This window comes from Vibrio metoecus, from assembly GCF_009665255.1.
GTDB classification, from domain to species: domain Bacteria; phylum Pseudomonadota; class Gammaproteobacteria; order Enterobacterales; family Vibrionaceae; genus Vibrio; species Vibrio metoecus_B.
The window spans coordinates 2,615,653-2,641,184 of the sequence record NZ_CP035686.1 but is presented as its reverse complement, the minus strand read 5'-3'; the positions used below and the strand labels follow the sequence as shown (position 1 = coordinate 2,641,184).

Sequence of the window (25,532 nt, the reverse complement as noted above, 5' to 3'; positions counted from 1 at the left end):
AGTCGTATTTTGCAACGCTTTTCCTACCGCCTCCTATTGAAAAATCATTCTGCTACCTATATTTACTAGCATAACTCCCAGGTCAAAATTCGGCCTGTCTCTATGATGAAAAGGAATCTTTTTATGTCAAACCCACTTCTTACCTTTACGGATCTGCCGCCGTTTTCTGCGATTAAACCGGAGCACGTAAAGCCAGCGGTTGAACAGGCGATAGCGGATTGTCGCCACACCATAGATCAGGTTCTGGCCGATAACCCACAGCCGAGTTGGGAAACCGTGATTGCCCCGATTGAAGCGGTGGATGATCGTCTAAGCCGCATCTGGTCCCCCGTCAGCCACATGAATTCTGTCGTGAACAGTGATGAACTGCGTGAAGCGTATGAAAGCTGCCTGCCGCTGCTTTCTGAATATGGCACTTGGGTTGGTCAGCACAAAGGCCTGTTTGAAGCGTACAAAACCTTAAAAGAGAGCGAAGGCTTCGCGGCATTAACGCGTGCGCAGCAAAAAACCATCACTGACAGTCTGCGTGATTTTGAGTTGTCAGGCATTGGCTTGCCAGCACAAGAGCAAAAGCGCTATGGCGAAATCAGCAAGCGTATGTCTGAGCTGGGCTCTAAGTTCTCTAACAACGTGCTGGATGCCACTATGGGTTGGACCAAGCACATTACGGACATGAACGAACTGGCGGGCATGCCGGAGTCTGCGTTAGCGGCGGCAGAAGCAGCAGCCCAAGGTAAAGGCCTAGACGGTTATCTGCTGACGTTAGACATTCCATCTTACCTACCTGTGATGACTTACTGTGATAACCAAGCGCTGCGCAAAGAAGTGTATGAAGCGTATGTGACACGTGCTTCGGATCGCGGCCCGAATGCGGGTAAATGGGATAACAGCGAAATCATTGCTGAGCAACTGAAACTGCGCCATGAAATCGCGCGTATGCTCGGCTTTAGCACTTACAGCGAAAAATCGCTGGCCACTAAAATGGCCGAAACCACTGATCAAGTGCTTGGTTTCTTAAATGATCTCGCCAGCAAAGCCAAACCACAGGGTGAGCGTGAAGTGGAAGAGCTGCGCCAATTTGCCGAAAGTGAGTTTGGCGTCAAGCAGCTTGAGCTGTGGGATATTGCTTACTACAGCGAAAAGCAAAAGCAGCATCTATTTGAAATCTCCGATGAAGAGCTGCGTCCTTACTTCCCTGAGCACAAGGTAGTGAATGGCCTGTTTGAAGTGCTGAACCGCTTGTTTGGTATGCAAGTCAAAGAGCGCCAAGGGGTGGATGTATGGCACGAATCGGTGCGCTTTTTCGATATTTTTGACGAAAAAGGGACGCTGCGTGGCAGCTTCTATCTCGACCTGTATGCGCGTGAACACAAACGCGGTGGCGCGTGGATGGATGAGTGTCGTGTACGTCGCACTACCGATAATGGTGAGCTGCAAACACCGGTGGCTTACCTAACGTGTAACTTCAACCGCCCAGTGGGTGATAAGCCGGCACTGTTTACCCACGATGAAGTGACGACCCTGTTCCACGAATTTGGCCACGGCATTCACCATATGCTGACCCAAGTGGAAGTGGGCGCGGTATCAGGCATCAATGGTGTGCCTTGGGATGCGGTCGAGCTGCCAAGCCAATTCTTGGAAAACTGGTGTTGGCAAGAGGAAGCGCTGGCGTTTATTTCCGGTCATTACCAAACGGGCGAGCCACTGCCGAAAGCGATGCTGGATAAAATGCTGGCGGCGAAAAACTTCCAATCAGCGATGTTTATTCTGCGCCAGTTGGAGTTCGGATTGTTCGACTTCACTCTGCACACCACTTACGACCCAGAAGTGGGGCCAAAAGTGCTGGAAACCTTGGCGGAAGTGAAAAAGAAAGTGGCGGTGTTGCCGGGCTTGGAGTGGAACCGCTTCTCGCACAGCTTTAGCCATATTTTTGCGGGTGGCTACAGCGCCGGTTACTACAGCTACTTGTGGGCAGAAGTGCTTTCGGCGGATGCGTTCTCACGCTTTGAAGAAGAAGGCATTTTCAACCACCAAACGGGGCTGAGCTTCCTCAACAACATCCTTGAAATGGGTGGCAGTGAAGAGCCGATGGAGCTGTTTAAGCGCTTCCGTGGCCGTGAGCCGCAAATTGATGCTCTGTTGCGTCATGCCGGAATCGCCGCGTAATCGATAGTACTTTCAGCCCACCTCGTGTGGGCTGAAATTTTTCCGGCCACCGCTGCGCCCATTCAAGACGTTTGGGTATCTGCGACACTTGGGGTTATAATCGTCGCCATTATGTATAAATAACCAGTGGCGAAGTCATGATCGATCCCTCTCTATTGCTCGACGGTCTCAACGATAAACAACGCGAAGCGGTGGCAGCGCCACTGGAAAACTTACTGATTTTGGCCGGTGCCGGCAGTGGCAAAACCCGCGTGCTGGTACACCGGATTGCGTGGTTGATGTCGGTGGAAGAAGCCTCGCCGTTTTCGGTGATGGCGGTGACCTTTACCAACAAAGCCGCAGCCGAAATGCGTGGCCGAATTGAAGAGCTGATGCATGGCACCGCCTCTGGCATGTGGTGCGGCACTTTCCACGGCATTTGCCACCGCATTCTGCGCGCTCATTATCTTGACGCCAAGCTGCTGGAAGATTTTCAGATCATCGACAGTGACGATCAGCAGCGTCTGCTCAAACGCCTCATCAAAGCGCACAATCTGGATGATAAACAGTGGCCGGCGCGCCAAGTGGCGTGGTGGATCAACAATCAAAAAGATGAAGGGTTGCGCCCGGCGCACATCAACGCCTTTGATCCGGTTACTCAAACTTATCTCAAGCTTTACACCGCTTACCAAGAAGCGTGCGATCGCGCCGGCTTGGTTGATTTCGCCGAGATTTTGCTGCGCGCCCTAGAGCTTCTGCGTGGTAATCAGCACATTCGCGAGCATTATCAGGCGCGCTTTAAGCACATTTTGGTCGATGAATTCCAAGACACCAACGCGATTCAATACGCGTGGCTACGCATGATGGCGGGCGCACAGTCGAACGTAATGATCGTGGGTGATGATGACCAATCGATATACGGCTGGCGTGGCGCGCGAGTAGAAAACATCGAAAAATTTACCCGCGAATTTCCGAGCGTGAATACCATTCGACTGGAGCAAAACTACCGCTCCACCAAGACCATTTTGGAAGCCTCAAATACACTGATCGCCAATAACAGCGAGCGGATGGGCAAGCAGTTGTGGACTGAGGGCTTGGTTGGCGAACCTATTTCGGTGTATTCAGCGTATAACGAGCTCGATGAAGCACGCTTTGTGGTCAGCAAAATCAAAGGTTGGCAGGAGCAAGGCGGCACGCTCACTGATTGTGCGATCTTGTATCGTAACAACGCCCAGTCTCGGGTATTGGAAGAGGCATTATTGCAGGCGAGCTTGGCCTACCGCATTTATGGCGGGATGCGCTTTTTCGAACGCCAAGAGATCAAAGATGCGCTGAGTTATCTGCGTTTGATTAATAACCGTAATGACGACACCGCATTTGAGCGAGTGATTAATACGCCACCGCGCGGTTTGGGTGATAAAACCCTAGAGACCATTCGTTTTGCCGCGCGCGATCGTGGCTGCACCTTGTGGGATGCCAGTGTCGGTCTGCTTAATGACCAAGTCTTAACTGGGCGTGCAGCTAGCGCGCTGAGTCGCTTTGTTGAACTGATCAATGCTTTGGAAGAGGAAGGCATCGACATGCCGCTGCATGTGCTGACTGACCATGCGGTAAAAACCTCTGGTCTGCTGGAGATGTATCAGCAAGAAAAAGGCGAAAAATCCAAAGCGCGGATTGAAAACTTGGAAGAGCTGGTCACGGCGACGCGCCAGTTTGAAAAGCCAGAAGAAGCGCAGGATATGACCATGCTGACCGCATTTTTGACCCATGCGGCACTGGAAGCGGGTGAAGGCCAAGCCGATGAGCATGATGATGCGGTACAGCTGATGACCTTGCACAGTGCCAAAGGATTAGAGTTCCCGCTGGTGTTTATGGTCGGCGTGGAAGAGGGCATGTTCCCGAGCCAAATGTCTGCCGAAGAGGCGGGGCGTCTCGAAGAGGAGCGTCGCCTGTGTTACGTCGGTATGACCCGCGCGATGCAAAAGCTCTACATCACCTACGCGGAAATGCGCCGCTTGTACGGGCAAGACAAGTATCACAAACCCTCACGCTTTATTCGTGAACTGCCAGAAGGGTGTTTGGATGAAGTACGCATGAAGGCGCAAGTCAGCCGCCCAACCAGCACAGGGCGCTTTAGCCAAACCGTAGTCAAAGAAAGCTTTAACGAAACCGGTTTTAATTTGGGCTCACGAGTCCGTCACCCGAAATTTGGCGAAGGCACCATCATTAACTTTGAAGGCAGTGGCCCGCAAAGCCGAGTGCAAGTGGCGTTTAATGGCGAAGGCATTAAGTGGTTAGTGACGGCTTACGCGAGATTAGAGAAGGTGTAGATAGAATAGTGCGGCGACGTGGCTCCCCCTTTTAGGGGGAGGTCGGGAAGAAATTGCCAAATTGCCCCTAGATACAAAGTAACGATTAACGTTTCTGTTGAGGAGTAAAGTGGTGATGACTTTTCGGGAGAAAAAAGAAAACCCCGGGGGCAAGCCCACCGGGGTTAGAGTCTTACTCGCAGCATTCCAGCTACTAAAAGGTGCTCCCTGCATCTAATCCTTGATAGTACGCTGCAATCCGTCAGCTCAATCCTTGCATCGCCATCCTAGCGGTGTCCTGTGTCTTCCATTACAACTCACAATCCTAGCGAGTTCACATCACTTGTTCCCTGAGCGGTGTCCCTGCCATCATCCTGATGTTCAGTCCTTGCCTCGTCCAGAGGTGTCCATTTCCCATCCTTGTCGTTACCATCCTAGCAACGATTGCGTCCGTTCAATGTCCAATAACGCTTTCCTTGCCGAGCATTCATCCTGAATGTTCGATTCTTCTTCCTGAAGATCACCAATCCTTGGTGCTTTCCTGTTCCGTGTCAGTATCCTTCCGACGAGATTCATCTTACTGAGCTGAGCTTTCTGAACAAGCAAAGCGAAGCGATTTCTTGATGTTCGAAATAATGAGATTTTGAACATTTTATTTAAAAACAATTATTTAAGTTGTTTTTGTCAGTGTTTTTTATCGCAGAAAGCGAATTTGTCCTACCGCTTTGTAAGAGATCTCGCACAGCATGATCGGCCAAAGTCGGATCATAGCCATCCGAAGGTTTGTGCTATAGCGCGGCTTGCTTGCCATAAAATCACGCCACCGGCCAAGATAAACACCGCAGCGCATATGCTATCGACGGATCGCGTAATGCGCTGCATGCGTTGTTGCATGGCAGACGTGGTAAGCAGCCAAGCTAAACAGGAGAACCAAGTTAGGGATAAGCCAACCAGAATCGCAGCGGCACTCACCTTGCCAGACACAGACATGCTGGCTGGGATCAGGCTAGATAACAGGCTGACAAAAAACACGAGAGCTTTGGGATTCAAGAGATTGGTCATCATGCCTTTTGTGAAGGCTTGACGGCGGTTGCCGAGAATGGAGAGCGCAGGGCTGTGCGTTGGTGTGCTGGCGTTTTTTTGCGCCATCACTGATTGCAAAGCGCCGACCCCCAGATAAAGCAAGTAGCTGCCGCCAGCCAGTTGTAACAGGTTAAACAGCATTGGCTGCTGTTTGACTAAGTAGCTAATGCCGGTCAGGCTCAAAATCAAATGGACTAAAATGCCGCACGACAAACCTAACGCGATCATCACGCCAGTTTTACGCCCGTGCTGTGTAGCGTTTTGCACCACTAAGGCGACATCAGGACCCGGGCTTAATAAGGCAATAAAATGCACACCGGCTAAGGTGGCTAAAATGGACATTTCGTTCATGCTTTCTCCTCACATTATTTACCCAGTATGCCGCGCGGCGAGCGCGAGGAGCTTGTAAATTTTTGACAGCGTGGTTAACAAAAGCGAGTGATCAAAGAAGGCGAAAGGCCATAAGTGGCTTTGAAGGCTTTACTGAAATGGGCCTGATCGTAAAAGCCGACCTGATACGCGACATCTGTGCCTGGTTTGCCACTTTGCAGCAGTTTCATTGCTTGCTCTAGTCGTAGCCGTCGTAACCAAGCGTAAGGCGTGAGCCCCGTTTGCGCTTTAAAATGGCGCTGAAATTGAGTTGGGGAGAGTTGGCACAATTGCGCTAACTGTTCGAGCCGGATCGGTTGGTCAAGCTGGCTGAGTACCCACTCTTTGAGTAGGGCGAGATTGTGTTGGCCAAGCGGTTTGACGGTGGGTTGTTTTAGGTAGCTATAACGCTCAAGCAGCGGAGCAAAGCCTTGATAAGGTAAGCAATCTTTGGCGAGCTGGCTGAGGTTGTCCTGTCGCAGCAAATGGTGAAGTTGCTGCAAGGAGTGAAATAGGGTCGGGTCTTGTACAATCAACTGCTCAAAGCCGATCACTTGTTCAATCTGGTTGGCTTCGAGCGTCTGCTGTAACCATTCAGGTTCAATGGAGAACACTTGTACTTGATAGCCCGTATTACTGTGCGCGTGGCCATCATGCAATTCATCGGGTGACATCAGTACCACACCACCTTGTCCCACTTGATGCCAAGCCCCTTGGTGATAAAAACGTTGTACACCTTGGGTGATGAGACCGATATGGATATCCAGATGATAGTGACGCTCAAACGCAAACTGGCGATAGTCGGCTTCAATCAGACTGATCGCGGGGTAAGCGGTTGGGCGATAATGCACTTTATCCATAGAGACCAAAAAGTGGGCTAACTTGCCAAAATCTTAAGCGGTGAGTCAGAGCTTGTCTTGTAAAAAATGATCAGTGCCTCTGCGCGTGGGTGGGAAAAATGAGGTGCGAGTAAAAAATGATGGACAGACTCTGCCCATCACTTTTTGAGTTAACGCTTACTCGCCGATGGCGACGCCTTCACGGCGAGGGTCAGCGGCTCCCTCAAGACCTTGCGCGGTAATACGAATGGCGTGCAGACCTGAGTTGAGCTCTTTGATCCCTACTTTCGATCCCAAGCTTTCCAGCGCGGGCTTGAACTGCTCAGCAGAGGTGCCTTGTTCGAGCTCGATTTCGCCAAAACGATTCAGCACATGCGGTTGATTGATCGCGGCTTGAATATCCATATCCCACTGAATGTGCGCAATCAGTGCTTGCGCCACATAGCCAATAATTCGGCTGCCACCGGGTGAGCCAATCGCCAGATAGGGTTGGTTATCCTGCAAGACAATGGTCGGTGCCATTGAAGAGCGTGGGCGTTTGCCCGGCTCTAGGCGATTGGCAATCGGGCGACCTTCACTTTGCGTGGCAAACGAAAAATCGGTCAGTTCGTTGTTGAGTAAAAAGCCGCGCACCAACAAGCGTGAGCCGAACGCGTTTTCGATCGAGGTGGTGAAGGAAACCACGTTGCCTTCACGGTCAACAATGTTGAAGTGGCTGGTGGAGGGCTGTTCTATCGACTGATCGGGGCTGCGTAGCTGCGCATGATGCCAAGGCGGATTGCCTGCTGGCGCACTGGTCAGCGCTTTGCCGGGTTGGATGAGTTTAGCGCGCTCGGCCAGATAGGCTTTATCCAATAAGCCTTGGGTCGGAACGGGCACATAATCTTGATCGGCCATGTACAAGCCGCGATCGGCAAACGCCAGTTGTGAGGCATCACCCAACACTTGCCATGATTTCACATCCTGCGCGCCCCAACCTTTAAGATCGTACTGCTCGGTGAGGGCGAGAATTTGTCCCACTGTCAGACCGCCTGAGCTGGGTAACCCCATGCCGCAGACTTGGTAAGTTTGGTAAGCCGCGCACACGGGCGCACGCTGTTTGACTTGGTACGTATCAAAATCTTGCTGAGCGAGCACTCCGGGATTGCCCGGCGCATTTTGCACCGTGGCGATGATGTCTTTGGCGATGTCACCTTGATAGAAGGCGGAGGCGCCTTGCTGTGCGATGGCTCTGAGTGTGGCGGCGTAGTCCGGGTTTTTCAGTAAAGTGCCGGCTGTGAGGGGTTCACCTTGTGCATCAAAGAAATAGGCTTTGGTGGCAGGAAAACGGCCTAAACGCTCTTTATCTTCTGCAATAAGTGCCGCCAGGCGAGGGCTAACCTCAAAGCCTTGCTCGGCGAGTTTGGCGACAGGTTCAATCAAGCGCGCCCATTCCAGCTTGCCGTATTGACGATGGGTTTCCCACAGCAGTTTGACTGTGCCGGGAGTGCCAACCGAGCGACCGCCGACCACGGCATCGTAAAATTTCATTGGCTGACCTGTACTATCTAAAAACAGTTCAGGTGTCGCGTTGAGTGGCGCGGTTTCGCGGCCATCGAATGTGGTGAGCGCTTTTTTCTTGGCATCCCAGTAGACCAAAAACGATCCACCGCCAATGCCGGATGATTGCGGCTCAACCAAGCCCAGCATCAGTTGTGTCGTCACCATGGCATCTATCGCATTACCGCCTTGGCGTAAAATCGAAGCCCCCGCTTCGCTCGCCAGTGGGTTAGCCGCCGTGACCATCCAGTTTTTGGCTTTGACTAACGGTTTGTGCTCAAAGCCGGTGGCTTGTTCTGGCGCAACCGCATCGGTGGCTTGATTCGGGGTGGCTTGTGCAGCTATTGCAAACATCAGCGCAGGAAGCGCCAAGCGGGTATGAGTCCAGTTCATGCCCATCTCCATTTTCGTTGTTATGAAGATGTCATGTTAACGGTTGGTTAAAGAGTTGTTCTAGCGGGTTGTTGGCTAAATCGATGATTTATGCAGCAATGTCTCAAGATTGAACGAGTTAGACGAGATGGAATAGAGAGGTAAGCAAGGGATTGCTTACCTCGGTGGCGAACACTAACGTGCACGCCGTGCTGCGTGTCCTGCTTTTAAACCATCAAAACTGAAGATGACGAGTGCGCCCCAAATAAAGGCAAAGGTGATGGCTTTATCGCTGGTAAAGGCTTCGCCATACACCAACACCGCAAGCAGAAACATTAAACTTGGGCCAATGTATTGGAAAAAGCCTAACGTAGAGAGTTTGAGGTGTGCTGCCGCTCCGGTAAAGCACAGAAGAGGCAAGGTAGTGACGACCCCTGCTGAGATAAGCAGCAGATTAAGTTGCCAATCATTGAGCATCATATTGCTGGTGGTACTGTCAGCGAACCAGAACAGATAAATTGCTGCAGCGGGCAGCATAAATAGGGTTTCAAGGAACAAGCCCGTTTGCGCATCGACTTGGATCTTTTTACGCAGTAGACCATAAAAACCAAAGCTGGTGGCAAGGGCAATGGCCACAATCGGCACTGAGCCAAACACCACTAACTGAATGCCCACGCCAATCGCGGCAAGCGCGACCGCAAACCACTGCAATTTACGCAGCCGTTCCCCTAAAAACAGCATGCCGAGCAGCACGTTGAGTAGCGGGTTAATGTAGTAGCCTAAACTGGCATCCAACATATGGTTGGCGTTGATAGACCAGATAAAAATCAACCAGTTACCCCCTACGAGCAAGGCGGTGAGCAAGAGCAGCCAAAATTTGCGCGGAGTTTGCGCTACTTCCACCACATTGCGCCAACGGCGACCAAGGTGAATGAGTACGGCAAGTAATACAAATGACCACAGAACACGGTGACTGAGGATTTCTGGTGCGGATACGGCACCAAGTGCTTTGAAATAAATCGGTGCCACACCCCACATGGTGTAAGCGCTGATGGCGAGCAGAATACCTTTTTTAGCGTTGTGTTGGTCAGGCGTCATGGATGATTTCTCTGGCTATCGTGATGACCGCGTCGGCGGCAGCGGGATCGGAGTATAACCTGAGAATCGTAACCTGTACGTATTTTGCGGTTTTATTCACCGAGTAACCCCTCTACAATAGCCAGCTTGTTGGCGACCCATGACTCTTACTTTGCATTCTATCGATATGACCGCGACTTTAATGGCTGAATCTTCTGCTCTCTTTGCCACTCCTGAACGTGTTTTGCACGAGGTGTTTGGCTATCAGCAATTTCGTGTCGGTCAGCAAGAGGTGATTGAGGCGGCGCTGGCTGGGCGTGATAGCTTGGTCATTATGCCGACGGGCGGTGGTAAATCACTCTGTTACCAGATCCCTGCACTGGTGTTGGAAGGGGTCACCTTAGTGGTTTCTCCCCTGATTTCGCTGATGAAAGATCAGGTTGACCAGCTTAAAGCCAACGGTGTCGCCGCCGAGTGCGTGAATTCTACTTTGGCGCGCGAGGAGCTGATCGCGATTTATAACCGCATGCACGCTGGCCAGCTCAAGCTGCTGTATGTGTCGCCAGAGCGGGTATTGACCGCCGAGTTTATCGAACGGCTCAGCCATCTGCCGTTAGCCATGATTGCGGTCGATGAAGCGCACTGTATTTCGCAATGGGGACACGACTTTCGTCCTGAATACGCCTCATTAGGCCAGCTTAAGCAGCGTTTCCCGAATGTGCCGGTGATGGCGCTGACGGCGACTGCGGATGACGCGACCCGTCACGACATTATGCAGCGTTTGCAGCTCAATGAGCCGCATCAGTATCTGGGCAGTTTTGACCGCCCGAACATCCGCTACATGCTGGTGGAAAAACATAAGCCGGTTTCGCAAGTGATTCGTTATCTGGAAACGCAGCGTGGGCAGTGCGGCATCATCTATTGTGGCAGCCGTAAAAAAGTCGAAATGCTCACTGAAAAGCTGTGCGGCAACCACATTCGCGCCGCCAGTTACCATGCCGGGATGGACGCCGATGAACGCGCTTGGGTGCAAGAGGCGTTTCAGCGTGATGACCTGCAAATTGTGGTGGCGACCGTGGCGTTTGGCATGGGGATTAATAAACCCAACGTGCGCTTTGTGGTGCATTTTGATATTCCACGCAACATTGAATCCTACTATCAGGAAACTGGCCGCGCAGGGCGTGATGGCCTGCCTGCTGAAGCCATGATGCTGTACGACCCTGCTGACATGAACTGGCTGCGCCGCATGCTGGATGAAAAACCCGATGGCGCGCAAAAACAAGTTGAAAGCCACAAACTCACCGCCATGGGCGCGTTTGCTGAAGCGCAAACTTGTCGCCGCCAAGTGTTGCTCAATTATTTTGGCGAATATCGCGATAAGCCATGTGGTAACTGCGATATCTGCCTCGATCCGCCCAAGCGTTTTGATGCCACGGAAGAGGCGCGCAAAGCGCTGTCGTGTGTCTATCGCGTCAATCAAAACTTCGGGATTGGCTATGTGGTGGAAGTGCTGCGCGGGATGCAGAACATCCGTATTCGCGAGCATGGCCACGACAAAATCACCACCTACGGCATTGGCCGCGATCACAGCCACGACTACTGGGTGAGTATTTTCCGCCAACTGATCCACAAAGGCATGCTCTACCAAAACATCACGCGCAACTCGACATTGCAACTGACCGAAGAAGCGCGCCCCCTGCTGCGCGGTGAGATGAATATTGAGCTGGCGGTACCGCGTTTAGATACCGCGGCGCGCGCGGCGAAATCCGATAAGTTGTCGGGTAAAAACTACGACAAAAAGCTGTTTGCCAAACTGCGTAAGCTGCGTAAATCGATCGCCGATGATGAAGGCTTACCACCGTATGTGGTGTTCAGTGACGCCACCTTGATTGATATGGCGGAGATCATGCCGACCTCTTATGGCGAAATGTTGGCGGTGAATGGGGTTGGGCAGCGCAAGCTAGAAAAATACGCCGACCCGTTTTTGGATCTGATTCAGGAGCATTTGACCTATCATGGCTGAGTTTGGTTTAGGCGAATACCTTGCTGCTGAAGGACGCTTGATTGTGCGCGCCGAAAACTTCGATTTTGAGGCTTTTGCTGAAACCGCTTTGCGTTTGGTGAACTTACTTTCCGCTCGGGTGTTGGAAAAGCAGTGCGATGCGGATCTTCACACTTGGCTGATCGATTTCGAAGGTTGCCATTTACTGCTGCGCGGCGAGCATTACAGCCAATCATTGTGGCTGGAAACCCTAACCGCAGGTCAGGGCGATGAGGAGCTGGCGTTTATTGCCAAGCTCTTGCAGCGCATCTAAGCCAGTAAAGTCGAGCGTTGTTCCATCGCGCGCAGTCTGTGCTTTTCTTTTATTTTTCGCCCCTTATGCTAAGACCCATGCACTTATGGGTTTTCGCGCCTATAGGTCTTAGCACTTACGGATAATCCACCTATGACCAATGGAGGAGAGGCGAATGCGTTTAGAGTCGATTCATCAAGAAGTCATTTCGTTTGAGCGGTTTGTGTGGCGTTGCCTACGCTATGCGTTGATTGCTTTATTGGTATTGCTCGTTGGTCTGCTGCCAGGGGTGATTGGCTTTATGTTGCTGGCGGAGCTGGCTGCTGCTCAAGCTTGGCTTAATGCACTCTCGATGGTGAGCGGCCTTGAGCTCCCTTATCCGGTGGCGGATTTCCACCAATCTGCAGCCTTACACCTCTTTTTGGCTTTTTATAGCTTATTCATTGAGACGGTGTTTTTTGTCTCCCTTGCTACTTTATTTGCCCCCGCTATTCACCGCGTGTTTCACCGTATGCACTGTGCCGAAGAGGCGCAGTAAAAAGCCCCTTGCGGGGCTTTATCGTGTCTCAAGAATTAGGCTTCGCCAATAAAACCGCCGGTCTGGTGCGCCCATAACTGGGCATAAATCCCTTTGTGCGCCAGTAGCTCTTGATGCGTGCCTTGCTCTACGATTTTCCCTTCATCCATCACAATCAGCCGATCCATCGCGGCAATTGTCGATAAACGGTGCGCAATCGCAATCACGGTTTTGCCTGCCATCAAAGTATGCAGATTCTCTTGAATGGCTGATTCCACTTCAGAATCGAGTGCGGAAGTTGCTTCGTCCATGATCAATATTGGCGCGTTTTTCAGGAGCACGCGTGCGATCGCAATACGTTGACGTTGGCCGCCAGACAGTTTCACGCCACGTTCACCGACTTGAACATCATACCCAGTGCGGCCTTGCTCATCTTGCAACTCCTGAATGAAATCATGAGCATGCGCTTGGCGAGCGGCTTCTTCGATGGCGGCTTGATCGGCATCCGGGTCGCCGTACAAAATGTTATCGCGGATCGAGCGGTGCAGCAGTGAAGTATCTTGGGTGATCATGCCGATATGGCGGCGCAACGACTCTTGGCTGACATGGCTAATGTCTTGCCCATCAATTCGAATTTGGCCGCTTTGCACATCATAAAAGCGCAGCAGTAGATTGACTAACGTGGATTTTCCCGCGCCAGAGCGGCCGACAATGCCGACTTTCTCTCCGGCTTGAATTACCAAGTTGAGATCGTCAAACACGGTTTTTTGCGCGCTGTAACCAAAACGAACTTGCGAGAAGCTCAGCTCACCAAATTTCACTTGGAGCGATTTTGCTTGTGGGCGATCCTCAATTTCCACTGGGTTCGCTATGGTGTTCATGCTGTCAATAACGGTGCCAACGCTTTCAAACAGAGCGCGAATTTCCCACATGATCCACTTCGACATGCCTTGCATGCGCAGCGCGATCGTAATGCCAATTGCGATCACCCCGACGGTGACCGTTTCCGCGAGCCATAACTGGATCGAGAGGGCTGCAATGCTAAACAGCAACAGATAGTTGATCAGATCCACACTGTAGAGAAGCGAGGTTAAGGTACGCATTTGGCGATAAACCGTGTGCAAAAATTGCGTCATTCCTGCTCTGGCGTAGGTGGTTTCGCGCTGAGAATGGGAGAAAAGTTTCACGGTGGTGATGTTGGTGTAGGTATCAACAATCCGCCCAGTCATTTGCGATTGTGCGTTGGCTTGATCGGTCGAGATGGTTTTTAGGCGTGGTACGAAGTAGACCTGAATCGCGATATAGAACAGTAACCAAACGAGGATCGGCACCACCAAAACTTTGTCAGCCTCGGCAATCATCACTAGCATCGACACCATATACACCGCGATATAGACCGACAGATCGACCAATTTCAGCACCGTTTCGCGCACGCTATTCGCATTTTGCATCAATTTTGTCGCAACGCGCCCAGCAAAATCACGTTGGAAGAAGCCGATACTTTGTTTGAGTAAGTAGCGATGGGTCGACCAACGGATCGACATTGGGTAGTTACCCAAAATGGTTTGATGCAGCAACATCGAGTGTACGAGTGCCAGAATCGGCATCACTACCAGTACCAGTGCCGCCATCGTCCACAGCCGTTCGCCATGCATTTCCCAAAACTGGTGGCGCTCTTGAGTGCTGAGAATATCAACAATCTCTCCCATATAACGCATGAGAGTGACTTCAGCCATCGCTACGCAGGCGCTGAGTAGCGACATCAATAACAGCGGTTTTTCAAAGCCTTGCGTGTAGTAACGACAGAAAGCAACCAAAGATTTAGGCGGTGTTTGCGGCTCTTGAGCCGGGAAAGGTTCGGTCAGTTTTTCAAACCATTGGAACATGAACAAGGTGCCTTAATGAAAGTAATTGAGAAAGATTCGCAACTTTTGCTTTTAATTAAGCTGATTATCACTAAAATTGCGGAAAGTTAATACTAATAAAAACAATTCTCAAATCATACAGCAGAGGTTTTTATCATGCGTGATATTCGCCCGAGCCAACTCGGACAATACATCCGTCGTGCGCTTCGCTTGCACTTCATCCCTGTCGTTTTGGTTGCCGCACCGAGTGTAATGGCCAATACCAATCAAGAAACTGAGCAGTTAGAAACCTTAGTGGTGACCGCTTCAGCCTTGAAAGTGGAAACACCCGCACAAGAAACGCCAAAAGCGCTATCGGTTGTCACTCAAGAAGATATTGTGGCTCGCGCGCCACAAAAATTGGATGAAGCGCTGCGCTATACCTCCGGCGTCACCGCTCAACCTTATGGCGCGGACAATGATACTGATTGGCTCAAAGTGCGTGGTTTTGATGCTGCGACCTATCAAGATGGCAGCCGCCTGTTCCGTGATGGTTACTACACTTGGCTTATCGAACCTTACGCTTTAGAGCGTATTGAAGTGCTGAAAGGACCTGCTTCGATTTTGTATGGTGAAGCGCCTCCGGGTGGGGTGGCCAATGCGGTGCAGAAGAAACCGACCGACATTCCACAAGGTGAGGTTGGCCTACAAGTGGGCAATGACGCGCTGCGCACCTTAACCTTAGACATTTCCGATTACGCGAATCAAGACGGTTCCGTGCGTTACCGTTTAGTCGCGTTGATGAAAGAGAATGATGGGCAGTTGAACGGTACGCAAACCAGCCGTAACTACCTTGCGCCAAGTCTCAGCATCGATATTTCTGAGCAAACCCGTTTAACCCTGCTGGCGAGCTTTTTGGAAGACAGCGGTGTGCCGACTAACCCATTTTTCCCTGCGGCGGGCACCTTAATCGATTCTAACTTTGGTCATATCGATCCCTCTACCAACTTAGGGCAACCGGATTACGACAAGTATGAGCGTCGTCAGGTGTCATTGGGTTACTTGTTCGAACATAATCTTAATGATGTCTGGGCGCTGTCACAGACCTTCAATTACGGCGATAACGATCTCTATCTGCGCAGCAGCTACGCTTTCTCGAATGATGATCCAAGTAAAGACACATTAACGCAAGGCATTGTGTTCCGTGATGGTTCAACCGAAAGCTTGAGCTTAGATAACAAAGCGGTGGCGAAGTGGGATTCTGCCCGTGTTGAAAACACGCTGTTGATGGGCTTAGAGCTGCAACGCCACCAGACTCAAGGTGTTGAGTTAGATAACTACAGCTTTGGCACCATCAATCCGTTTAACCCGATTTATGGCAATTACACGCCTATCGATGAATCTTCCGCAGCGGATCGCACTATTACCAAAGAGCAAGCGAGCCTGTACGCGCAGTACCAAATCAAGCTGGATCAGCAGTGGATTGGTTTGATTGGCGGCCGTATGGATTGGGTCGATACTGAAAACGAAAGCCAAAAGAACGCGCAGCGTAAAAGTCGCAGCGATGCGGAGTTTTCATTCAATGCGGGTTTGATGTATCTGGCCAGCAATGGTGTATCGCCTTACCTCAGCTATTCACAATCGTTTGATGTGCTCAGCACCATCGATAGCGCGACGGGTGAGTTGTATAAGCCACTGAAAGGCGAACAAACTGAGGTGGGCGTGAAGTACCAGCCAGAGTTTTATGATGGTTACATCAACTTGGCTTGGTTTGATATCACCCAACAAAATGCGCTGGTGACCAACCCAACGACTTTTGTGGCGACGCAAACGGGTGAAATGACTGCCCAAGGCATTGAGGTCGAAAGCGTAGGTTATGTCACCGATAGCTTGAAATTGACCGCCAGCTACACCTTCACCGATGCCAAAACCGATGAAACGGGTGGCAAGGGCACACAACAAGCCGGTTTGATCCCGAAACATCAGGCGTCAGCGTGGCTGGATTACGATGCGGCGCAGCTTGGTCTGCAAGGCTGGACGTTTGGCTCCGGCGTACGTTACATCGGTGAGTCGAAAGATAATCCGCGTTCGAGCGATCGTGCGGTGCCGAGTGTGACCTTGGTGGATCTGATGGCGGGCTATGAAATCACAGAAAACTGGCAAGCGCAGCTCAACATCAACAACCTGTTTGATCGTGAGTTCGTATCTGGGTGTGATTACTGGTGTTACTACGGCCAATCACGCAGCGCTGTGCTCAGTGCCAACTATCGCTGGTAGTCGGCAATCGTTGTGAACTTGCCGTTTGGGGTAGCCAATTATCCGTATTCTTGGATGATTGGCTGCCAGACAACTCCCGCTTCTGGCGGGATTTGTTGTTTTTATTGAATGCCAATTATTAGGGGGATCAATGTTTCAGTTGGCTGATATTCAAATGGTTCGCGGTGGGCGCACCATTTTGGCGATCGATCATTTGACCATTCCGACCCATGAGCTGACAGTCGTGCTTGGTCACAACGGTTCCGGCAAATCCACCTTAGTCAGTTTACTGTCGGGCCAACAGTCGCCCGATTGCGGTCAAGTGACCCTCAATGGTCAATCACTCTCATCACTGCCGAGTAAAACCCTCGCCAAAGCCGTGGCCTTTTTGCCGCAGAAATTGCCAACCAGTGCCGGATTAACCGTGCGTGAATTGGTGCGTTTAGGGCGCTTTCCGTGGCGCGGCACCTTGGGCCGTTGGCGCAAGGAAGATGAGCAGATTATCGATGCGGCACTTGAAAAAACGGGTGTGAGTGGTTTTGCGCATAACTTGGCGGATGAGCTTTCCGGCGGTGAGCGTCAACGCGCTTGGGTGGCGATGCTGCTTGCACAGCAATCTCCAGTGCTGATTTTGGATGAGCCGACGTCGGCGCTTGATGTGCATCACCAATATCAATTGATGGCGCTGCTGGCGGAGCTCAATCAAACCCAAGGCGTGGGTATTATCGTGATTTTGCATGATCTCAATTTGGCGCTGCGCTACGCGACCCACATTGTGGCGCTTAAGCAGGGGCAGATCGCCTTTGAAGGCAGTGCTGAGTTGTTGCTCGATGAGCAGCGGTTGTCGGATCTGTATCACTCACCGATCCGTTTGATTGATCACCCGAATCCCATTTCTCACTCTTCTACTAATAAGGTTGCGATCGTATGTGCTTGATGAGTCTATGGAGTGTTCGTTTGCGGAACATTTGCCGACCGAAGACGGTTTTTGGCTGGCTTGCCGCGCTTTGTCTATTCGCACTGCCCGTGCAAGCACAAATTGTGCTGACGGATAGCCAAGGGACGCACACTTTTGCTGAGGTTCCACAGCGAGTGGTGGTGCTGAACTGGGATCTGCTTGAACAAGTGCTTGAACTGGGCATTCAGCCCGTTGGCGCGCCGGAATTGAGTTCTTACGTGCAGTGGGTTGTGCAACCCGAGGTGCCAAGTTCGGTGCAAGATATTGGCACTCGTACTGAGCCGAATTTAGAGAAAATTGCCGCACTTAAACCGGATGTCATTTTAGCCGCAGGGCCGCAACAAGATTTGCTGGCCACCTTAGGGCGCATCGCGCCAGTGGTGTATCTACCCAATTTTTTCGAGCAAGATAACGCTGCCCAAGTGGCGATTAGCCACTTTAAAACCTTAGCTACCTTGTTTGGTCAAGAAGCTGTGGCGCAGCAAAAGTTGGGGGCGATGTATGCTCGTTTTGCTGAGCTGAAAGCTTCGCTACAGCACGCCTTTGGTGACACTTTACCTGCGGTGGTGACACTGCGTTTTGCCAACCCAACCTCGGTGTTTTTGTATACCGAAAACTCCACGCCGCAATATGTGCTAGAACAGCTCGGTTTATCGTCAGCGCTGCCGCAGCCGCCGAAAGAGTGGGGCATAGTGCAAAAACGCTTGAGTGAGTTGCAACACGTTGAGCAAGGCTATGTGCTCTATTTCTTGCCATTTGCGGAAGAGAAAAAAGTGCAAAAATCGGTGTTGTGGCGCGCGATGCCGTTTGTGCAGGCGGGACGTGTCAATTCCGTGCGTTCCGTGTGGAGCTATGGCGGGGCGATGTCGCTGCGTTATAGCGCAGAAGCGATCACCGAAAGCTTGCTGGCGGTGGCTCCGCAATCATGAGTGTGCTGCGTTTAACTGGTTTGGGGGCGCTGACTCTGCTGTTGGCGCTGGTGAGTGTGCAGTGGGGGCACAATTTAACCCTCAATGAGCAGTGGCAATTGGTGCTCGGTAATCAAGCCGCGCAAAGTTTCGCGCAGGTGAATTTTATCTACGCGCAACTACCCCGTGCGGTGATGGCCATAGTGGTGGGCGCGGTGCTTGGGTTGGTGGGCAGCTTGATGCAACAGTTGACCCAAAACCGACTCACCTCACCGCTGACGTTGGGAACCTCATCCGGTGCTTGGTTGGGGCTGATTATCGTCAATATCTGGTTCAGTGATTGGGTGGCTGATTACAGCGCATTGGCTGCGATGGCTGGAGCACTGCTCGCTTTCGCACTGATAATCTCGATTGCGGGGTTACGCAATCTCACCGGATTACCGCTAGTCGTTTCCGGCATGGTGGTGAACATTTTGCTGGGTTCGATTGCCACGGCCTTGGTGCTGCTGAACGAAGAGTTCGCCCAGAATGTATTTATGTGGGGTGCTGGTGATTTAGCGCAAAACGGCTGGGAGTGGCTCACTTGGTTGCTGCCGCGTTTGGCTTTGGTGTTCCCGTTACTGCTGTTTGCACCACGAGTGCTGACTTTGCTTCGGCTCGGCCATGAAGGGGCGGCGGCGCGTGGTTTAGCGGTATTGCCTGCTTTTTTACTTTTGATGACGGGTGGGATTTGGTTGGTATCCGCATCGATTACTGCGGTTGGGGTGATCGGTTTTATCGGTTTATTAACCCCGAATATCGCCCGTTCACTGGGGGCACGCACCCCAAAAATGGAGTTATACAGCAGTGCGCTGCTTGGCGCTTTGTTGCTGCTTGCCACTGACATGCTCGCCATGGGGTTGAGCGTGTGGGCGGAGGAAGTGGTGCCTAGCGGCATTACCGCCGCCGTGATTGGTGCTCCGGCTCTGATCTGGTTTAGTCGTCGCCAGCTCCAAGCGCAGGATTCGCTCTCTATCTCCTTGTCTTCACATCGTCGTTCGCCTTCTCGATGGGCGGTGATGCTCATTGCGGCGGCTTTATTTTTGGCTCTGGGTTTACATATTGGTTGGCAGATGGAAAGTGCAAGCTGGGCGCTGCCGAGTGAGTTTCAATGGCCGCTTCGTTGGCCGCGCATGCTCACCGCGCTGTTTGCTGGGGTGGGATTGGCGATCGCGGGAACGTTACTGCAACGGCTGATTTATAACCCGTTAGCCAGCCCTGATATTTTGGGCGTCTCTTCGGGGGCTACGTTTGCCTTGGTGTTTGCTAGCTTGTTTTTAGGGCAAAGTTTGCAGAGCACCCACTGGATGACGGCGCTGCTTGGCAGCGCTGCGGTATTGGTGGTGCTATTGCTGCTTGGGCGGCGCCATCATTACGTACCGTCTAGCTTGATTTTGACTGGGATTGCCATCACCGCACTGTTGGAAGCCTTGGTGCAATTTACCTTAGCTAAAGGAACGGGCGACAGCTATCAGATTTTGCTGTGGCTATCGGGCTCAACTTATCGTGTCACGGGCGAGCAAGCTTTGCTGCTCAGCGTGGGTGTGGTGGGGTTAACACTGTTGGCGCTTGGCTTGTCTCGTTGGCTTACCTTGATCTCAATTGGGCGCGGTTTTGCTACTGCTCGCGGCTTGAGTGCGAGTCGCGCCAGCTTAGTTTTGCTGATCTTGGTCGCGCTGTTGTGCGCTTTGGTGACTGCGACCATGGGGCCCGTCAGCTTTGTCGGTTTGATTGCGCCACACATGGCGATGATGCTCGGCGCGCAGCGTGCTTCATCTCAACTTCTGCTCGCTGCGTTGGTCGGTGGTACCTTGATGCTATGGGCAGACTGGTTGGGGCAAGCCTTGTTATTCCCCGCGCAAATTGCCGCAGGCACGCTAGTGGCAATCATTGGTGGCAGCTATTTTCTGCTGCTGTTACTCAGTCAGCGTGCACGCTAAACCCGAAGTTGAGAGGCGTTCGCCTCTCAACGCATCTGGCGAATGTCGGAAGAAATGTCATCGATCAACTGCCGCGCGGACGTTTCACGCTGCTGAGTGAGGGTGAGAAAAATCAGGTCGGTCAGCACGTTTTGCGCGGTACGCGAAGCAATCGCAGAGCTGCGGTGCTGCGTTTCATCGGCAATCGTATCCAGTGCCAGATCGGCCAGTTCACGTAAGCGATTTTTGTTCGGTGTGGTCAGGGCAATCACTTTCGCACCTTGCTGTTTGGCCGCTTCCGCTGCAATCAGAATTTCGCGCTTTTCTCCGGAAAATGAAATCGCAATCAGCACATCTTGGCTATGTAAGGTGCGAGCGGTCGCGATCTGCACGTGGCTATCTTGCTCCGTGAGCGCGGTAATACCGAGCTTGAGCAGCTTAAATGCGAGATCTTTGGCGACCAGCGCTGAGCCACCAATCCCGATGATCTGTACCCGCACCGCTTGCTGAATCCAGCTGATCGCCTCACTAAACTCATCCAAACGCAGAGCATTGGTGGTGTGGAACATCGCTTCGGTTTTGGTTTGCACCAGTTTTTGGGCAATTACGGCGACGGGGTCATCGGCCAAGATGTTGCTGTGTAAAGGCTGGTTGACCATGACTTGTTTGCGTCCCAGCTCTTCGGTGAGGGCGAGTTTAAATTCGCTGTAGCCTTTAAAACCAAGCCGTTGGGTAAATTTGACTATGCTCGATTGGCTCACATTGGCCCACGCGGCCAAATCTTGGCTGGTCATCGCTGCCGCCTGCGCCGCATTGGCGAGAACCCAATCACCAATCTGGCGGCCACTCTCGGAAAGTTGGGTGCGACGGCTGACGATGCGTTGTAGTACGGACATTTTTTACACTCCTTATGAATAAATTATTCCATTGTAGGAATAATGCCTGCCACGCTTCACTCTTTCTCAATCAATGGCTTCATGGTTGAATGTTTGTTTTTCTCGATGCTTTTCACGATTATTCCAAAAAACGCCTGCTTAAAGAATAACCTTAATTGTGATTCTTATCACCAAAATGGAATATTTTATTCCATAGAATCGCCTCAATTCGAAATTTGCCGAGAAGCCTTATGAACATTGATTTAACCCGCTTAGTGACCGAAAGCCGTAATCCAGCCAGTGAGCAGATTGATACCTTGTCCACGTTGGACATGCTGCAAGTGATCAACCAACAAGATCAGTTGGTCGCCTTGGCGGTCGCGCAAACCTTGCCACAAGTCGCGCAAGCGGTGGAAGCGATTACCGCTGCTTTTGCTCAAGGCGGACGCTTGATTTATATGGGCGCAGGTACGTCTGGTCGTTTAGGGATTCTCGATGCGAGTGAATGTCCGCCGACCTACGGTAGCAAGCCTGAACAGGTGATTGGTTTGATCGCCGGTGGACATACGGCGATTTTGAAAGCAGTCGAGAATGCCGAAGACAACCGCGAGCTAGGCCAAAGCGATCTTAAGGCCCTGAACCTTAATGAAAAGGATGTGCTGGTTGGCATCGCCGCCAGTGGCCGCACACCGTATGTGATTGGGGGAATGGAGTACGCACGCTCAGTCGGTGCCACCGTAGTATCACTGGCGTGTAATCCGGGCTGCCCGATGGAGGCGTGCGCGGATATTGCGATTACCCCCGTAGTCGGTGCGGAAGTGGTTACGGGTTCGTCACGTATGAAAGCGGGTACTGCGCAGAAACTGGTGCTAAATATGCTGACCACGGGCGCGATGATCAAAAGTGGCAAAGTGTTTGGCAACCTGATGGTGGATGTGGAAGCAACCAACGCCAAGCTCATCCAACGGCAAACCAACATTGTAGTGGAAGCGACAGGCGTAAGCGCTGAGCAAGCGGAAGCAGCATTGGCCGCGTGTGGTCGCCACTGCAAGACTGCGATTTTGATGATTTTGGGCGGTTTTAGCGCAGAGCAAGCCGCACAAAAACTGGCGCAGCACCAAGGCTTTATCCGCGCAGCGCTCAACCAAGAATAAACAGCAGAGAGAAGGAGCCGATGATGGCCAAAATAACCCAAACCATGATGGCACAAGTGCTGTCTCTGGTCGGCGGCAGTGGTAACGTCGCCAAATGTGGCAACTGCATGACTCGCTTGCGTTTAACGCTGAATAATTCTGCGCTCGCCGATCATGCGGCATTGAAAAAAATTTCTGGAGTGATGGGCGTGGTTGAAAGTGACGCACAACTGCAGATCATCCTCGGTCCCGGTAAGGCACAAACGGCCGCGGATATGATGAATGCCTTGATTGAATCGGGCGACAACGTGGCACCTGCAGTGAGCGAGGCGGATCTCTCCACCATTGCCGCGCAGCAGAAAAAGCAGATGAAGAGCAAGCAAACCAGTGCGGTACAACGCTTTTTGAGCAAGTTTGCCACCATTTTTACCCCGCTGATCCCCGGATTTATTGCCGCAGGCTTGCTGCTGGGCATTGCGACTCTGCTTGAGCAAATCTATGTGGTTGGCCAAACCCCGAGCGAGTTTATGCTCGATCTGGTGGCTTACCTCAAAGTGTTTGGCAAAGGGCTGTTTGCGTTTCTCAGCATCTTGATTGGCTATAACGCACAGCAGGCATTTGGTGGTTCCGGCGTGAACGGGGCGATTCTGGCTTCGCTGTTTGTACTCGGTTATGACCCAGAAGCAACCAAAGGCATTTACTCGGGGATGAGTGAGTTCTTCGGCTTTGCAATTGACCCGCGTGGCAACATCATCGGGGTATTACTGGCGGCAATTTTAGGCGCGCAAGTGGAACGTAAAGTGCGTGAATACATGCCGGATGATTTGGATATGATCCTGACTTCGGTGGTGACTTTGCTGATCATGGGCGCGGTGACTTTCCTCATCATCATGCCTATCGGCGGTGAGCTGTTTAAAGGCATGTCATGGCTGTTTTTAAACCTCAACGATAACCCACTCGGTGCTGCCATCTTGGCCGGTTTGTTCTTAATCTCGGTGGTGTTTGGTATTCACCAAGGTTTTGTGCCGGTTTATTTCGCGCTGATGGAAGCGCAAGGCTTTAACTCACTGTTCCCGATCCTTGCGATGGCAGGCGCTGGGCAAGTCGGTGCCTCACTGGCGCTGTACGCGAGAGCCAAAAAAGAGACCACGATTCGCACTCAAATTAAAGGGGCGATCATCCCGGGCATTCTCGGCATTGGTGAGCCACTGATTTATGGCGTGACGCTACCGCGAGTGAAACCTTTTGTCACCGCCTGTATTGGCGGTGCGGCGGGCGGCTTCTTCATCGGCCTCATCTCTTATTTAGGGCTGCCCGTTGGCCTCAATACGGTGTTTGGCCCATCCGGTGTGGTGGCGATTCCTCTGATGACTTCAGCCGACGGTATTTTTGCGGGTATGGCGGTATTTGTCGGTGGTTTGCTCATCTCTTATGGTATCGGTTTTATCGCTACCTACTTCTTTGGCTGTAAAGACGTCGATTTGAGCTGACCCTTGAACCCTATAGGTATTCTCTTTTTCATACGAGGAAGAGGATGTCCTTTCATACCGGCGACAAAGCGTTGTTTCGGTATAGTCAAAACGCCCTCTGATGAGGGCGTTTTCTTTGAATGTCTCGATACTCTAAATCAGCTTATTTCTTGGTGAGCTTATCCAAATAGCCCATCGCAAAAGCCGATAACACAAAGGTAATGTGCAGCAGCAAGTACCATTTGATTTTGTCACTTTCGATGTTTTCGGTATTCATAAACACTTTGAGCAGATGAATTGATGAGATGGCCACAATCGAAGCCGACACTTTGTTTTTCAGCGAACTGGTATCCAGCTTGCCTAGCCAACCGAGTTTGTCCTCTCCCTCATCAATATCGAGTTTAGAGACGAAGTTTTCATAGCCCGAAAACATTACCATCACAATCAAACCGCCGACCAGTGACACGTCAATCAACGAGAGTGCAATCAGGATCAAATCGACTTCATTGATGGTAAAAATATTCGGCAACAGGTGAAAAATCTCTTGGAAGAATTTAATGCCTAACGCAAGCAGGATCAGGCTTAAACCAAGATAAATCGGCGCCATAATCCAACGCGCAGAGTAGAGAAGCTTTTCTATGAGTCGTTCCATGGGGTTCCAATCAATAAGAGGTAAAGGACATTAGATAAAAGCCTCGAATCAACGAGGCTTTCAAGATTATTCAATATTTTGGATCTGCTCTCGCATCTGTTCGATAAGCACTTTTAGCTCCACGCCGGAGGCGGTGATATCGGTCGAGATGGATTTCGAAGCCAAGGTGTTCGACTCACGGTTGAATTCTTGCATCATGAAATCGAGTTTGCGGCCACATGATCCACCTTTTTTCAGCACTTCACGCGCTTCTTTAACATGAGAGTCGAGGCGATCCAGCTCTTCGGCCACATCTGATTTCTGTGCCAGCAGGATCAGCTCTTGCTCTACACGGCTCGCATCGAGCTCGATTTTCGCTTCTTCAAATTTGCTGAATAGACGCTCGCGTTGCCACTCCAGAATTTCTGGCATGCGTGCGCGTACTTTGACCACTTCGGCGCTGATCGCTTCCAAACGTTGCTCAATCAGCGCTTTCATGTTGTCGCCTTCACGGCCACGTGCGGCGATAAACTCATCCACGCCTTCATCAAACGCACTGAGTAGCGCTTGGTTGATGGCGTCCATATCTTGCTCTGGCGTTTCCATCACGCCCGGCCACTGCATCACTTGGAATGGGTTAATGCGGCTGAGTTCACCAGTCATATGCATGATCTGGCTTGCCGCATTAATCACTTGCTGGGCGAGCCCTTCATTGATGGTGAGATGGCTTTGTGCGGCGGGATTCGCTTCAAAGCGCAAATGACACTCGATCTTACCGCGTGACAGGCGCTGACGAAAACGCTCGCGCAGCAGTGGTTCTAAACCACGGAACTGCTCAGGCAGGCGGAAGTACGTTTCTAAATAACGTTGGTTAACCGAGCGAATTTCCCACACGGCGCTGCCCCAATCGCCTTTGACTTCTTTGCGTGCGTACGCAGTCATGCTGTAAATCATCA

At 51.6% G+C, this 25,532-nt stretch carries 19 protein-coding genes; 11 read left to right on the top strand and 8 right to left on the bottom strand.

Going from position 1 to position 25,532, the window contains the following annotated elements:
* The first annotated feature begins 123 nt into the window (after positions 1-123).
* Both prlC and uvrD read left to right on the top strand, forming a co-directional pair.
* Complete coding sequence (prlC, locus tag EPB59_RS11995) at positions 124-2,166, top strand: oligopeptidase A (RefSeq protein ID WP_154172951.1); 2,043 nt, start codon at positions 124-126, stop codon at positions 2,164-2,166.
* 137 nt (positions 2,167-2,303) lie between these two features.
* Entirely contained in the window at positions 2,304-4,475 is a 2,172-nt protein-coding gene (uvrD, locus tag EPB59_RS11990) for a DNA helicase II (RefSeq protein ID WP_000566886.1), read from the top strand.
* Between the two features lie 744 nt (positions 4,476-5,219).
* Here the strand turns inward: uvrD and EPB59_RS11985 are convergent.
* The 4 genes from EPB59_RS11985 to rarD form a co-directional block, all read right to left on the bottom strand.
* Complete coding sequence (locus EPB59_RS11985) at positions 5,220-5,888, bottom strand: LysE family translocator (RefSeq protein WP_001004604.1); 669 nt, start codon at positions 5,886-5,888, stop codon at positions 5,220-5,222.
* Between the two features lie 74 nt (positions 5,889-5,962).
* On the bottom strand, positions 5,963-6,766 hold the full coding sequence (locus EPB59_RS11980) for an AraC family transcriptional regulator (RefSeq protein ID WP_195707004.1): 804 nt from the start codon (positions 6,764-6,766) through the stop codon (positions 5,963-5,965).
* A 156-nt stretch (positions 6,767-6,922) separates the two neighbouring features.
* Positions 6,923-8,677: a gamma-glutamyltransferase gene (gene ggt, locus EPB59_RS11975; protein ID WP_195707003.1), complete on the bottom strand. Its 1,755-nt coding sequence runs from the start codon at positions 8,675-8,677 to the stop codon at positions 6,923-6,925.
* 174 nt (positions 8,678-8,851) lie between these two features.
* Positions 8,852-9,754: an EamA family transporter RarD gene (gene rarD, locus EPB59_RS11970; protein ID WP_154172945.1), complete on the bottom strand. Its 903-nt coding sequence runs from the start codon at positions 9,752-9,754 to the stop codon at positions 8,852-8,854.
* A 166-nt stretch (positions 9,755-9,920) separates the two neighbouring features.
* Between rarD and recQ the strand changes: the two genes are divergently transcribed.
* From recQ to EPB59_RS11955, 3 genes are all read left to right on the top strand, one after another.
* Positions 9,921-11,756, top strand: coding sequence for an ATP-dependent DNA helicase RecQ (gene recQ / locus EPB59_RS11965; RefSeq protein ID WP_154173221.1), 1,836 nt, complete (start codon positions 9,921-9,923; stop codon positions 11,754-11,756).
* Positions 11,749-12,048: a DUF3630 family protein gene (locus EPB59_RS11960; RefSeq protein WP_000807267.1), complete on the top strand. Its 300-nt coding sequence runs from the start codon at positions 11,749-11,751 to the stop codon at positions 12,046-12,048. Before recQ ends, EPB59_RS11960 begins: the two co-directional genes overlap by 8 nt.
* 154 nt (positions 12,049-12,202) lie before the next feature.
* The gene (locus EPB59_RS11955; protein ID WP_001235441.1) at positions 12,203-12,565 is read left to right on the top strand and encodes a hypothetical protein; all 363 of its coding nucleotides are present in this window, start codon (positions 12,203-12,205) and stop codon (positions 12,563-12,565) included.
* A 35-nt stretch (positions 12,566-12,600) separates the two neighbouring features.
* Here the strand turns inward: EPB59_RS11955 and EPB59_RS11950 are convergent, their stop codons facing one another.
* Positions 12,601-14,430, bottom strand: coding sequence for an ABC transporter ATP-binding protein (locus tag EPB59_RS11950; protein ID WP_195707002.1), 1,830 nt, complete (start codon positions 14,428-14,430; stop codon positions 12,601-12,603).
* Between the two features lie 135 nt (positions 14,431-14,565).
* Here EPB59_RS11950 and fhuA point away from each other — a divergent pair, with 135 nt between their 5' ends.
* The 4 genes from fhuA (at position 14,566) to fhuB (ending at position 20,489) form a co-directional block, all read left to right on the top strand.
* Positions 14,566-16,665 carry a TonB-dependent siderophore receptor FhuA gene (gene fhuA / locus EPB59_RS11945; RefSeq protein ID WP_154172941.1) on the top strand — a complete coding sequence of 700 codons (2,100 nt, stop codon included), beginning with the start codon at positions 14,566-14,568 and terminating at the stop codon, positions 16,663-16,665.
* Positions 16,666-16,795: 130 nt separating this feature from the next.
* A complete protein-coding gene (locus tag EPB59_RS11940; RefSeq protein WP_148519182.1) occupies positions 16,796-17,581 on the top strand; it encodes an ABC transporter ATP-binding protein in 786 nt (261 codons plus the stop codon).
* A complete protein-coding gene (locus tag EPB59_RS11935; protein WP_154172939.1) occupies positions 17,572-18,531 on the top strand; it encodes an iron-siderophore ABC transporter substrate-binding protein in 960 nt (319 codons plus the stop codon). The genes EPB59_RS11940 and EPB59_RS11935 overlap by 10 nt, the downstream gene beginning before the upstream one ends.
* Complete coding sequence (gene fhuB / locus EPB59_RS11930; RefSeq protein ID WP_154172937.1) at positions 18,528-20,489, top strand: Fe(3+)-hydroxamate ABC transporter permease FhuB; 1,962 nt, start codon at positions 18,528-18,530, stop codon at positions 20,487-20,489. Before EPB59_RS11935 ends, fhuB begins: the two co-directional genes overlap by 4 nt.
* Positions 20,490-20,515: 26 nt before the next feature.
* Here the strand turns inward: fhuB and EPB59_RS11925 are convergent, their stop codons facing one another.
* Positions 20,516-21,364, bottom strand: coding sequence for a MurR/RpiR family transcriptional regulator (locus EPB59_RS11925; protein WP_000114970.1), 849 nt, complete (start codon positions 21,362-21,364; stop codon positions 20,516-20,518).
* 230 nt (positions 21,365-21,594) lie between these two features.
* Here EPB59_RS11925 and murQ point away from each other — a divergent pair, with 230 nt between their 5' ends.
* Positions 21,595-22,497 (top strand): N-acetylmuramic acid 6-phosphate etherase, encoded by a 903-nt coding sequence (gene murQ, locus EPB59_RS11915; RefSeq protein WP_154172933.1) that lies wholly within the window; start codon positions 21,595-21,597, stop codon positions 22,495-22,497.
* A 23-nt stretch (positions 22,498-22,520) separates the two neighbouring features.
* Positions 22,521-23,966, top strand: coding sequence for a PTS N-acetylmuramic acid transporter subunit IIBC (murP, locus tag EPB59_RS11910; RefSeq protein ID WP_154172931.1), 1,446 nt, complete (start codon positions 22,521-22,523; stop codon positions 23,964-23,966).
* Between the two features lie 142 nt (positions 23,967-24,108).
* Here murP and EPB59_RS11905 read toward each other — a convergent pair whose 3' ends face one another.
* Both EPB59_RS11905 and EPB59_RS11900 read right to left on the bottom strand, forming a co-directional pair.
* Entirely contained in the window at positions 24,109-24,597 is a 489-nt protein-coding gene (locus EPB59_RS11905) for a TIGR00645 family protein (protein WP_154172929.1), read from the bottom strand.
* 66 nt (positions 24,598-24,663) lie between these two features.
* Positions 24,664-25,530 carry a YicC/YloC family endoribonuclease gene (locus EPB59_RS11900; protein ID WP_055064641.1) on the bottom strand — a complete coding sequence of 289 codons (867 nt, stop codon included), beginning with the start codon at positions 25,528-25,530 and terminating at the stop codon, positions 24,664-24,666.
* Positions 25,531-25,532 lie beyond the last annotated feature (2 nt).